Annotated in this window: 8 protein-coding genes; 7 read left to right on the forward strand and 1 reads right to left on the reverse strand. The window is 69.8% G+C overall.

The features are described 5' to 3' along the window. The 5 genes from BZY54_RS34220 to BZY54_RS34240 all read left to right on the forward strand — a co-directional run. A partial coding sequence (locus BZY54_RS34220) for a carbohydrate ABC transporter permease (protein WP_107419897.1) occupies positions 1 to 904 on the forward strand: 904 nt, incomplete at its 5' end. Positions 905 to 1063: 159 nt separating this feature from the next. After that, entirely contained in the window at positions 1064 to 2407 is a 1344-nt protein-coding gene (locus BZY54_RS34225; protein WP_086729210.1) for an ABC transporter substrate-binding protein, read from the forward strand. Positions 2408 to 2467: 60 nt separating this feature from the next. After that, complete coding sequence (locus BZY54_RS34230; protein ID WP_086729211.1) at positions 2468 to 4513, forward strand: beta-galactosidase; 2046 nt, start codon at positions 2468 to 2470, stop codon at positions 4511 to 4513. Between the two features lie 136 nt (positions 4514 to 4649). Next, positions 4650 to 6689, forward strand: coding sequence for an RICIN domain-containing protein (locus BZY54_RS34235; protein WP_086729212.1), 2040 nt, complete (start codon positions 4650 to 4652; stop codon positions 6687 to 6689). 189 nt (positions 6690 to 6878) lie between these two features. Continuing rightward, positions 6879 to 8102: an MFS transporter gene (locus BZY54_RS34240; protein WP_086729213.1), complete on the forward strand. Its 1224-nt coding sequence runs from the start codon at positions 6879 to 6881 to the stop codon at positions 8100 to 8102. 24 nt (positions 8103 to 8126) lie between these two features. Here the strand turns inward: BZY54_RS34240 and BZY54_RS51150 are convergent, their stop codons facing one another. Then, positions 8127 to 8276 carry a hypothetical protein gene (locus BZY54_RS51150; protein ID WP_158103959.1) on the reverse strand — a complete coding sequence of 50 codons (150 nt, stop codon included), beginning with the start codon at positions 8274 to 8276 and terminating at the stop codon, positions 8127 to 8129. Positions 8277 to 8837: 561 nt separating this feature from the next. On the opposite strand from BZY54_RS51150, the gene BZY54_RS34245 reads away from it, so the two are divergent. After that, the gene (locus tag BZY54_RS34245) at positions 8838 to 9896 is read left to right on the forward strand and encodes a cellulase family glycosylhydrolase (RefSeq protein WP_086729214.1); all 1059 of its coding nucleotides are present in this window, start codon (positions 8838 to 8840) and stop codon (positions 9894 to 9896) included. 99 nt (positions 9897 to 9995) lie between these two features. Next, the gene (locus BZY54_RS34250; RefSeq protein ID WP_086729215.1) at positions 9996 to 13166 is read left to right on the forward strand and encodes a family 43 glycosylhydrolase; all 3171 of its coding nucleotides are present in this window, start codon (positions 9996 to 9998) and stop codon (positions 13164 to 13166) included. The last annotated feature ends 43 nt before the right edge of the window (positions 13167 to 13209 follow it).

A 13209-nucleotide genomic window follows, 5' to 3' on the forward strand; every position in this document is an offset into this window, starting at 1 on the left:
CTCCGGCACATCACGGCCCGCACCCCGGCTGCACACCCCACGGCGCAGGCGCTCCCCCGGCCGGCCCCGGCGCAGCGTCCTGCTGACCCTGCTCACCGGGCTGGTGCTCCTCTACAGCCTGGCGCCGCTCGTCTGGCTGGTCATCAGCGCCACCAAGACCCAGGAGGGGCTGTCCCGTTCCTTCGGGCTGTGGTTCGACGGCCACTTCGCCCTCTGGGACAACATCACCGAGACGTTCACCTACAACGACGGCGTCTTCACCCGCTGGCTGCTGAACACCGTGCTGTACGTCGTCCTGGGAGCCGGAGGTGCGACTCTCCTCGCGGTGCTGGGGGGTTACGCGCTCGCCAAGTTCGACTTCCCCGGACGCCGCGCCGTGTTCGCCGTCGTCATCGGCGCGGTCGCCGTGCCGGGAACCGCGCTGGCGGTGCCGACCTTCCTGATGTTCAGCAACATGGGGCTCACCAACACCCCGTGGGCGGTGATCATCCCTTCCCTGATCTCCCCCTTCGGCCTCTACCTGATGTGGGTGTTCGCCGGTGAGGCCATCCCGACCGAGCTGCTGGAGGCCGCACGCATCGACGGTGCGGGCGAGATACGCACCTTCTTCCAGGTGGCCCTGCCGCTGCTCGCCCCGGGCATCGTGACCGTCTCGCTGTTCACCATGGTCGCCACCTGGAACAACTACTTCCTGCCACTGATCATGATCAAGGATCCGGACTGGTATCCGCTGACCCTGGGTCTGAACAGCTGGAACGCCCAGGCCGCGACCGCCGGGGGCCAGCCCGTGTTCAACCTGGTCATCACCGGCTCGCTGATCACCATCCTCCCGCTGATCGCCGCGTTCCTGCTGCTGCAGAAGTACTGGCAGTCCGGACTCGCCGCCGGAAGCGTCAAGGAATAGCGCTTCCCTCTCGTCACTCGGCCGCGCTCCTCGCCCGTCACGCCCCACACCGGGCGAACCTGGTCACGCGGCTCCTGCCCCTGCCCATTCCCGTCCCGTCGGTCCCTTTCCTGTCCCCATCGGCCCCGGTTTCGGCCACGAAGAAGTGGAAGCACGACCATGCACAAGCACCCAAGCCGCCTGTTGCGCGGCATCGGCCTCCTCTGCGCCCTCGCCCTGGGGGCCACCGCCTGCGGCGGATCCGGCGACTCGGACTCCGGCCCCAAGTCGCTCTCGGAGTCGGACGTCCAGGCCGCGCTCAAGAAGGGCGGCACCATCACCGTCTGGGCGTGGGAACCCACGCTCAAGCAGGTGGCCACCGACTTCCAGAAGGAGCACCCCGGCGTCAAGGTCGACCTGGTCAACGCCGGCACCGGCAACGACCAGTACAAGGCCCTGCAGAACGCCATCTCCGCCAAGAAGGGCGTCCCCGACGTCGCCCAGATCGAGTACTACGCCATGGGCCAGTACGCGCTGACCAAGCAGCTCACCGACCTCAAGGCCTTCGGCGCCGACAAGCTCGCCGCCCAGTTCTCCCCCGGCCCGTGGAACGGCGTGAAGGCCGGTGGCGACGGCGTCTACGGCCTGCCGATGGACTCCGGCCCCATGGCGTTGTTCTACAACAAGAAGGTCTTCGACAAGTACAAGATCAAGGTGCCCACCACATGGGACGAGTACGTGGACGCCGCTCGCGCCCTGCACAAGGCGAACCCGAAGGCGTACATCACCAACGACACCGGTGACGCGGGCTTCACCACCAGCATGCTCTGGCAGGCCGGTTCGCGCCCCTACAAGGTCGACGGCACCAAGGTGAAGATCGACTTCTCCGACGCGGGCGCCACGAAGTACACCGGCACCTGGCAGAAGCTCCTCGACGACAAGCTGGTCGCGCCCGTCACCAGTTGGTCCGACGAGTGGTACAAGGGCCTCGGTGACGGCACCATAGCCACGTTGGCCATCGGCGCCTGGATGCCCGCCAACCTCGCCTCCGGCGTGAAGAGCGCCGCCGGTGACTGGCGCGTCGCCCCGCTGCCGCAGTGGACGGCGGGCGACAAGGCCAGCGCCGAGAACGGCGGCAGCGCCCTCGCCCTGCCGGAACTCGGCAAGAACGAGGCCCTGGCCTATGCATTCGTCGAGTACGCCAACGCCGGCAAGGGCGTCGACGCACGCGTGAAGGGCGGCGCCTTCCCGGCGACCACCGCGCAGCTGAACTCCCAGGCGTTCCAGGACACGAAGTTCCCGTACTTCGGCGGGCAGCAGGCCAACAAGATCTTCGCCGAGTCGGCCGCGAACGTCGCCGACGACTGGTCGTACCTGCCGTACCAGGTGTACGCCAACTCGATCTTCAACGACACCGTCGGCAAGGCCTACGTCTCCGGCACCACGCTGGCCGACGGCCTGAAGACCTGGCAGGACGCCTCCGTCAAGTACGGCAACGAGCAGGGCTTCACCGTCCAGAAGTAGAAGGCCGGGGCGGCGGGCACACCCTGCGCCGCCCCGGTGGCCCACCCCGGAAGGACCACCATGATCTCCACCCTCCTGTCCCGCGCCGGCGGGCCGACGGACGGTGACCGTACCCCCCGCCTCCTCTACGGCGCCGACTACAACCCCGAGCAGTGGCCCCGTACCGTCTGGGAGGAGGACGTCCGGCTGATGCGCGAGGCCGGCGTGAACCTCGTGTCCGTGGGGATCTTCTCCTGGGCCCGCATCCAGCCTGCCGAGGACAGCTGGGACTTCACATGGCTCGACGAGGTCATGGATCTCCTGCACGAGGGCGGCATCGGCGTCGACCTGGCCACGGCCACGGCCTCCCCACCGCCCTGGCTGACCACGGCGCACCCCGAAATCCTCCCGGTGACGGCGGGCGGCGAGACCGTCTGGCCGGGGGCACGTCAGCACTGGCGCCCCACCTCGCCGGTCTTCCGCCGGCACGCGCTTCGTCTGGTCCGGCAGATGGCGACCCGCTACGCCGACCACCCCGCCCTGGTCGCCTGGCACGTCAACAACGAGCTGGGCTGCCACAACGTCTATGACTACTCCGACGACGCGGCCCGCGCCTTCCGGAGCTGGCTCCGCGCCCGGTACACGACCCTCGAGACGCTCAACCGCGCCTGGGGGACCGCGTTCTGGTCCCAGCGGTACACCGACTGGGAGCAGATCCTTCCGCCGCGCCTGGCCGCCTCGCATCCCAACCCCACCCAGCAGCTGGACTTCAAACGCTTCTCGTCCGACGCGCTCAGGGAGCACCTGCGCGCCGAGCGGGAGATCCTCCGGGAGATCACGCCCGACATCCCCGTGACCACCAACTTCATGGTGATGGGCGGCACCAAGGGGATGAACTACCCGGACTGGGCCGACGAGATCGACTTCGTCTCCAACGACCACTACGTCCAGCCGGGTCCGCAGGACCGAGACGAGCTGTCCTTCTCCGCCAACCTCACCAGCGGCATCTCCGGCGGCCGGCCCTGGTTCCTCATGGAACACTCCACGAGCGCCGTCAACTGGCAGCCCGTCAACGTCGCCAAGCGACCGGGCGAGCTGGCCCGTGACTCGCTGCTGCACGTCGCGCACGGAGCCGACGCGGTGTGCTTCTTCCAGTGGCGCCAGTCGGCGGCCGGCGCCGAGAAGTACCACTCGGCGATGGTGCCGCACGCCGGAGCGGACAGCGATCTGTTCCGGTCGGTGAGCGAACTCGGCGCCGCTCTGAAGAGGCTCGCCCCGATCGCGGGGAGCGAGAGGGAGCCCGCCCCGGTCGGCATCCTCTACGACTGGGAGTCGTGGTGGGCCGGCGAGCAGGACTCCCACCCGACCTCCCTGCTGGACTACCGGCAGGAAGCGCTGGACTGGTACACCGCCCTTCTGTCCCTCGGCATCCGCGCCGACCTCGTCACCACCCGGAGCGACCTGCACCGGCACCGGATGCTGATCGCCCCGGTGCTGCACCTGGTCCCCGCCGACCTGGCCAAGACGCTCACCCGGTACGCCGAACAGGGCGGCCATCTCGTCACCACGTACTTCTCGGGCATCGTCGACGAGAACGACCACGTGTGGCTCGGCGGTTATCCCGGCGCCCTGCGCGACCTTCTCGGCATCCGCATCGAGGAGTTCGGGCCGCTGCTCGCCGGTGAGACGACCGAACTCGACGACGGGACGACCGGCAGCCTGTGGACCGACCGGATCACGGTCACCGTCCCCGAGACCGACGTCCTCTCCCGCTACCGCACGGGGATGCACGCGGGCCGGCCCGCCGTCACCCGGCGGGTGACGGGCAACGGCTCCGCCACCTACGTCTCCACGCGGCTCGGTGTCCAGGGACTGGCCTCCCTGCTCCTTCGGCTGCTGGAGCCGGCCGGTGTGGAAAGCGAACTGCCCACCGCGGCACGGGGATCGGTCGAGACGATCGTGCGCCGGAGCGCCGAGGCCCGGTTCGTGTTCCTGGTCAACAGGACCGACGAGGCCGTCACGGTGCCCGGCCTGTCCGGAGGGGTTCTGCTCGGCACAACGAACGAAGACGGCACGGTCGCCCTCGGGCCCAGGGGGGTCGCCGTACTGCGTCAGCCGACTGCCTGAGCCCCGTACCAGCAGATCTCACGACTCCTCGGAAACGGCACGCACCTGCCCCGAGGGCCACTCCCCTCCCGCCCTGCCGCATGCAGGGCGGGAGGGTCCACCAGAGCGCGACCACAACTCAGTTGGGAGCACACCGATGGCACGCCGCACCCGCAGCAGACGGCTCCTCACAGCCGCCGGCGTCACCGCCCTGGCCACCGGGGCCGCCCTGGTATCCGCCCCGTCGCCGGCCGCACAGGCTGCGGACATCCCCTCCGTCACCGTCCGGCCCGACCCCTCGTACCAGCAGGAGCCGTTCGAGGGGTGGGGCACCAGCCTGGCCTGGTTCGCCAACGCCACCGGCGGCTACCCCGAGGAGATACGCGAGAAGCTCGCCGAGCTCCTCTTCGACGACGACGGCCTCGGCCTGAACATCGCCCGCTACAACATCGGCGGCGGCAACGCCCCCGACGTCAAGGACTACCTCCGGGCCGGAGGCGCGGTCGAGGGCTGGTGGAAGGCGCCCGCCGGCACCACCCGCGAGGACTCCGGCTGGTGGAACGCCGATGACCCGGCCGACTGGAACGCGAACGCCGACGCCAACCAGCGCTGGTGGGTCGACCGCGTCAAGAACGACATCACCCACTGGGAGACCTTCAGCAACTCCCCGCCCTGGTTCATGACCGTCAGCGGCTACGTCTCCGGCGGGTTCGACGCCACCACCGACCAGCTCAGGACCGATTCGGTGGACGACTTCGCCGCCTACCTGGCCGGCGCCGTCAAGCGGCTGGAACAGGCGCACGGCATCAAGGTCGACACCGTCGACCCCTTCAACGAACCGAACACCAACTACTGGAGCACCCGCCTCGGCTCGGACGGCCGGCCCGTCGGCGGCCGCCAGGAAGGCGCCCACATCGGGCCCGAGCTCCAGCAGAAGGTGGTCCACGCACTCGCCCCGGCCCTGAAGAAGGCGAAGACCGGCGCGAAGATCTCCGCGATGGACGAGACCAACCCGTCCGTCTTCGCGCAGAACTGGAACTCCTACTCCCCCGACGCCCGTGATCTCGTCGGGCAGATGAACGTCCACACCTACGGCACCGGGCAGCGCACCACCGTACGGGACCTGGCGAAGGCGGCGGACAAGCCGCTGTGGATGAGTGAGGTCGAGGGCGACTGGGGCGACGGCCAGAGCTTCACGGACATGCGTCCCGGACTCGGTCTCGCCCAGCACATCGTCGACGACCTGCGCGAGCTGGAGCCGCGCGCCTGGGTGTTCTGGCAGCCCGTCGAGGACTACGACAACATGAAGCCCGGCGGTGAGTCCGCCAAGGGCGGCAACTGGGGCGAGATCCAGCTGCCGTTCAGCTGCACCTCCGGGGACACCCTCGGCACCTGCCCGATCCGCACCAACACGAAGTTCGACACGGCCCGCAACTTCACTCACTTCATCAAGCCCGGTGACCGGCTGATCAAGGTGAGCGACACCTCGAGCGCGGCCGCTGTGACGCAGGACGGCAAGGGCGCCTCGCTCGTCCACGTCAACAGCACGGCCGCGGCGCGCAGCGTCACCGTCGACCTGTCCAAGTTCCGCGACGTCAGCCGTGACGCGACCGTCACCCCCGTCGTCACCAGCGCCGAGGGCAAGCTCGAACAGCACGGGGCCATCAAGGTCAGTGACCGCCGGGCCACCTTCACCGTGCCCGCCCAGTCGGTGACGTCCTTCGTCATCAAGGGCGTGTCCGGCGTGGCGAAGGACGCCCCTCTGCTGCGCAAGGGGCACACCTACACCCTGACCGGTGTGCAGAGCGGCAAGGCACTCACCCTGGCGGGCACCGGCCTCGTCATCGGCACCGGCGACAGCACGTGCTCCCAGCAGTGGCGGCTGAGCCGGGTACGTCCCGGCAGCGGCGCCGGCGACCGCTACGTCTTCACCAACCCGGTCGACGGCAAGCGCCTGGCGGTGCGCGACAACGTTCCGGTGGCCGAACCCGACACCGGCCGGCGGGACCAGGCCACCGAGTGGATCATGTCAAGCACAGGGGACGGCACCTGGACCCTGATCAACGCCGCCACCGGACGGCTCCTGGAGGTCGGCGGGCAGGCCACCGGCGAAGGGGCCGCCGTCACCACCTGGCAGCCCAACTCCGGCTCCAACCAGAGGTGGACGGTCACGGACGTGACACCGGCAGCCGACTAGCCCATCGGCCGGCACCACAGGGCCCGCCCGGGCCACGGCGCGGTCGGGCCCCGGGCGGCCCGTGTGTGCCGAGTCCGCCCGGGGCCTCCGTCCGCGCCGGGTACGCGGACGTGGGCACTCACCGGCCGACGGCGGCAGCAGCCCTACGGGGTTCACCTGAACATGCGACGCCACGAGGAGGTGCGGCGGATGCCCGTCGGACTGGTCACGCTCGGCCTCGGCAGCTTCGGGATCGGCCTGACCGAATTCGTGATCGCGGGCCTGCTGCCCCAGGTGGGCGGCAGTCTGGGCGTCTCCGACGCCACGGCCGGGTGGCTCATCTCGGGATACGCCCTGAGCGTCGCGATCGGCGCGATCCTGCTGACCGCCGTCACCACCCGCGTCCACCGCAAGGCCGTCCTCGTCGGGTTGATGGCGTTGTTCGTCCTCGGCAACCTGCTGTCCGCCGTCGCGCCCACCTACGCCGTGGCGCTGCTCGGCCGGATCGTCGCGGCCCTGTGCCACGGCTCCTTCTTCGGCGTCGGCTCGCTCGTCGCCCGCCGTATGGTCCCGCCGGAGCGGGCTTCGCGCGCGGTCGCCGCGATGTTCGCCGGGCTGACGGTCGCCAACGTGCTCGGCGTGCCGTTCGGCGCCCTCGTCGGCGAACGCTGGGGCTGGCGCGCCACGTTCTGGGCGATCACCGGGATCGGCGTGCTGGCCCTGGCCGCCATCGCCGTGTGGGTCCCGGCCTGGGCGGGCACCGTGGACCAGAGCCATCGCTCGGGCGGCCTGCGCCCCCAGCTGCGCGCCTTGAGCTCCGGACAGGTCTGGCTGACCCTCGCCGCCACCGCCCTCGGCTACGGCGGCATGTTCGGGGCGTTCAGCTACATCGCGTACACCTTCACCGAGGTCACCGGCTTCTCCAGCGCCGACGTCGCCTGGCTGCTCGTCGTCTACGGCAGCGGCCTGGTGGTCGGCAACATCGCCGGGGGCCGGGCGGCCGACCGCGATCGCGACCGCACGCTGATCGCCTCCCTGGCGTCCCTCGCCGCCACGCTCGCGGTGTTCGGGCTGCTGGCCGACGGGCGGGTCGCGTCGGTGATCCTGGTCTTCCTGATGGGCTTCTTCGGGTTCGCCGCCGTACCCGGCATGATCACCCGTGTCACGGACGCCGCCGGCGGGGCGCCGCTCGCCGCCGGCGCCAACGTCTCCGCCTCGAACGTCGGCAACGCCCTCGGCGCCTGGCTCGGCGGCCTCGCGATCAGCGCCGGCCTGGGCTACACCGCGCCGCTGTACGTGGGCTCCGCGGTCGTGGCCCTCGGCCTCGCGGTGATGGTGGTGACGGCGCGCACCGGTCACGCCGCTCCACCCGCTCCGGCCGGTCCGGACCAGGTGCCCGGTCACGCCTGGCCGGACCGGGAGGCGGCGGGCTGACGCGGGCGGGTTGCCGCGCGAGGGTCAGGACGCCTGCGTGCAGGCGGCCCGCACCCGGTCCGGTTCCGCCTTGGCGACCGGCAGGACCGTGCCGTGCCGGGGGCGGCTCGGCGGTTCGTACACCGCTGTGATGCTCCATCCGGGGTGGCCGAGACTCGGCGCGGTGAAAGGCACGTAGACGCACCTCGGTGTCTCGTTACGCCACAGACACCGTGGGCGCGCTGAACGCCATCGGGTCCCGACCAGGCACGACGTATGCGGGTCATACGGGGTGAGCCGGTCGAGCGGCTCATGTCGTGTCCCTTCGACGACGCTGAGGCTGGTGAAGGTAAGACGGGTCGTCGTTCGAAATCCCGTATGAGGTTCGGAAATTCGCCCAGACGCTAGGGACGTAATGCGTCCGCGTCAAGAGGTGAGGGGCTATCGGTATTACTGCCGACCATCCGTCAGGTCGGCGAGCGCGCAGCCCTTGACGGTCTCAGAGGCGGATGCCACGATGCGGCCGTATGTTTACGTAAACATCGACCCGCTGCCCGTCACGACCGCTACGGAACGCCTCTTCCGTCACCAGGTCCACGCAGAACGGCCGGCCGTCACACCCCGGACGGGCCGCCGCACGCGACAGCCGGTCCGGACACCTACGTCCACAGGCAGTGATCGGTCCCGAACCAGGCACAGATGCCGCCCGGGCTTTCGCCCATACCCCGAGCCGACCGACCCCCCAGAGAGAGTGACATGCCCATGCCCGCAATCCATCACGCCACCGGCCGACTGGTATCCGTCCTGACGGCGGCCGTCCTGGTCGCGGCCGCCGGCGTGGCCGTGACCGGCACCTCCGCCTCCGCGTCCGCCGCTCCGACCCCTAACACCGCCCAATTCAAGGGCGTGAACTGGGCGGACCCCCGGGACAACTACGCCGACGACCCGGTCGTCCCCTCCGGCCTGTCGACCTCGGACAGCTACACCCAGACCTTCACCAAGGCGACCCGGGTCATCGCGGCCTTTCGCGCGAACCTCGGTGCCGACACGGTGCGGCTGCCGATCAATCCCTACACGGTCGACGGCTCCTACTGGAGGTCCTACCGAGCCGCCATCGACGCCGCCACCCAGCACAGCTTCAAGGTCATCGTCTCCTACTGGGAGGGAACCGGCGCCCGCAAGGACGGACTCATCGACGACCCCCAGGCGTACCGGACCATGTGGGACACCGTGGTCCACGCCTACCGGGACAACTCCCGTGTGTACTTCGAGCCGATGAACGAGCCGCACGGATACACCGACTCCGAATGGGCCGACATCGCCGCGGACTGGCTGGCCACTTATCCTTCCGTCCCCCGTGACCGGGTCTTCGTCAGCGGTGCGGGCTACAACGACCACGTCACCTCGGTGTGCGCCGACCCGCGCCTGCGCGGAACCTACCTGTCGCTGCACGACTACGGGTTCTGGAAGAGTTACGCCACCTACGACCAGTGGGTCGCCGACATCGAGGAGCGCATCGGCGACTGCGCCGGCCGGACCGTCGCCGACGAGTTCGGCGCGCCCATGACGACCGGTCTGGACTACAACAAGGCCGACGCCTCCGACAACTTCGTCAACTACATCCAGGCGGCAACCGACACCTTCCGAAAGCTCGGAATGGGGTCGGTCTACTGGCCCGGACTGCGCACCGACGACAGCTACACGCTGCAGAGGCTCGTCGGCGACCCCGAGCGGCCCTGGCTGGCCACCACCAACCGGTCCGGAGCCGACAGGCTCGCCTGGGCGTGGGGCCGCGGCAAGCCCGTCGCGCGCTGACCCGCCGGCCCCCGGCGCCATCGCCTGGCTCACGATCCGTCCTCTCCACCAGCCCTGGGCAGGGACCTGTGCCACGCCCCCGAACAGAGAGAATCGCCCATGCCGCACCCAGTCCACCGTCGGCTCGCCCGGACCGCTCTGGCAATCCCCTGGCTGCTGGTCTGCCTGCTCGGCACCATGTTCACGGCTGCGCCGGCGAAGGCCCAAAGCCCCGACGGCCCGCCCTCGGCCGTACAGCAGGACGAGCCCACCACCGACCGGGAGAAGGTGACGCAAGCCGCCGCGGCCCTGACGGTATGGGACGCCGACGATGTCCGCGGCAACGTCACCCTGCCCACCACCGGCGGGTACGGAACGCGGGTGGAGTGGAAGTCGACCGACAGCGCGACCGTCACCCCGACCGGCGAGGTCCACCGTCCCGCACACGGGAGCAGAGCCCGGACCGTGCGACTGACCGCAACCGTCCGCCTCGGCGACGCGCGGGCCAAGCGGAGCTTCGACCTGACCGTGCGGCCCCTGCCGAAGAAGGAGCCGTACCAGGGCTACCTCTTCGAGTACTTCACCGGCGAGGGCCACTCCGACGGCGAGCAGATCCACTCCGCGGTCAGCCGCGGCAACGACCCTTTGCACTGGGACGAGCTGAACGGCGGCAAGCCGGTCCTCACCTCCACCCGGGGCGACAAGGGCGTGCGCGACCCCTTCGTCATCCGCTCCCCCGAGGGCGACAAGTTCTACCTCATCGCCACCGATCTGAAGATCTACGGCAACGGCAACTGGGACGCCGCGCAGCGCACCGGCAGCAAGTACCTGGAGGTGTGGGAGTCCACCGATCTCGTCCACTGGTCCGACCAGCGCCATGTAAAGGTCTCGGACGACACCGCCGGCAACACCTGGGCCCCCGAGGCCTACTGGGACGACTCGCTCGGCTCCTACGTGGTCTTCTGGGCCTCCAAGCTCTACGACCCGGCCGACACCGCCCACACGGGCAGCAGCTACAACCGCATGATGTACGCCACCACCCGTGACTTCCGCACCTTCTCCGAGCCGCGCGTGTGGAAGGACCCCGGCTACTCGGTGATCGACTCCACCGTCATCAAGGACGGGGACACGTACTACCGCTTCACCAAGGACGAGCGGAACAACACCTCCTCCACCCCCTGCAGCAAGTTCATCATCGAGGAGAAGTCCACCCGGCTGCTGAACACGGACTGGGACTTCGTCTCCGAGTGCATCGGCAAGGGCGGCGCCACCCACCCCGGCATCAACCAGGGCGAGGGCCCCACCGTCTTCAAGTCGAACACCGAAGACAAGTGGTACCTGTTCATCGACGAGTTCGGCGGCCGCGGCTACGTCCCCTTCGAGACCACCGACCTCGCCTCCGGCAAGTGGACCATGTCCACCGCGTACCAGCTGCCCGCCAGCCCCCGACACGGCACCGTCCTGCCCGTGACCCAGGCCGAGATGGACCGGCTGCGCGGCGTGCCGCAACCCCTGACCGCGGACACGCACGGGCTCGTCGCGTCGTACCGCCTCGGGGGCAACGGCACACGGGTGCTGGACGACACCGGCCACGGCTACGACGCCGTCGTGCACGGCGACGTCACCCGCACCGCAGACGCCGCCGACTTCGGCGGCACCGACGGCTATGTGGCCCTGCCCGACAACCTGATGAACGGCCTGGACGCCATCACGGTCTCGACCGAGGTGAAGATCGACCCCTCCCAGGCCACCCCCTACTGGCTGTGGGGGCTGGGGAACACCTCGAACGGGACCGGGAACGGCTACCTCTTCACGACCGGCGACGGCTACCGGACCTCCATCACCTCCGGATCCTGGAACACGGAACAGACCGCGGGCTCGCGGAACCTGCAACGCGGCGGCTGGCACACGCTCACCTACACGCTCGGCGGCGGCACGGCCCGTCTCTACCTCGACGGCGCCGAGGTGGCGCACAACGACGCGGTCACCCTCCGCCCCGGCGACATCGGCGGCGGCCGGACGGCCGCCGACCACCTGGGCCGCTCGCTGTACGCCGGCGACAAGTACTTCAAGGGGTCCATGCGCAGCTTCTCGCTCTGGAACAGGGCTCTGAGCGCCGACGAGGTGCGCGACCTGCCCGGCAACCAAACGGAGATCACATCGGTCGACCTGGACTCGCTCAAGGTCCCCGCCGTGATCGACTCGGCCGCCGGCAGCGTGCTGCTCCCGGTGAAGCCCGGCACCGACGTGCGCCGCCTGGCCCCGCGGTTCGGCGTGGCAGGCACCAGCCGGGTCGAGCCGGCCGACGGCAGTGTCCACGACTTCTCCTCCCCCGTGACCTACCGGGTACGCGCGGCCGACCACTCGGTACGCACCTGGACCGTGCGAGCCGAGGTGATGGGCAGCCCGTCGCTGCCGGGCTACAACGCCGACCCGAACATCGTGCGGTTCGGCGACACCTACTACATCTACGCGACCAGCGACGGCTACCCGGGCTGGAGCGGCTCCACGTTCAGGACGTGGTCCAGCAAGGACCTCGTGCACTGGACCGAGCACCCTGTGATCCTCGACCTGGGACCCGACGTCACCTGGGCGGACAGCCGGGCCTGGGCCCCCACCGCGGTCGAGAAGAACGGCAAGTACTACTTCTACTTCTGTGCCGACGCCAAGATCGGCGTGGCGGTCTCGGACAAGCCAGCGGGCCCCTTCGTCGACTCGGGCAAGCCCCTGATCGCCGCCAACCCCGACGGCGGACAGGCCATCGACCCCGCGGTCTTCACCGACGACGACGGCCAGTCCTACCTCTACTGGGGCAACGGCAACGCCTACGTCGTCCCGCTGAACCCCGACATGACCTCGTACGACCCGGCGAAGATCAAGCGCCTGACGGGCCTGGACGGCTTCCGCGAGGGCCTGTTCATGCACAAGCGAAACGGCGTCTACTACCTGAGCTGGTCGATCGACGACACCCGCAGCGAGGACTACCGCGTCGGGTACGCCACCGGCACCAGCCCGTTCATGGACGGGCTGCGGAACCACGGGGTGATCCTTTCCAAGGACCCCTCGCTCGGCATCCTGGGCACCGGGCATCACTCGGTGATCCAGGTCCCCGGGACCGACGACTGGTACATCGCCTACCACCGGTTCGCGATCCCCGGCGGTGACGGCACCCACCGGGAAGTGACCATCGACCGGTTGCGCTACACCTCGGACGGCCTCATCCAGAAGGTCGTCCCCACCCTGGCCGGCATCCAGCCGCTCAGGACCGAGGCGACCACCGCCTCCCACTGACCGGCCGCCCGGCCCCGGGCGGACGGGCGGGCCGGCTTCCCCT

The sequence above is a fragment of the Streptomyces carpinensis genome, assembly GCF_002154505.1.
GTDB lineage: Bacteria > Actinomycetota > Actinomycetes > Streptomycetales > Streptomycetaceae > Streptomyces > Streptomyces carpinensis.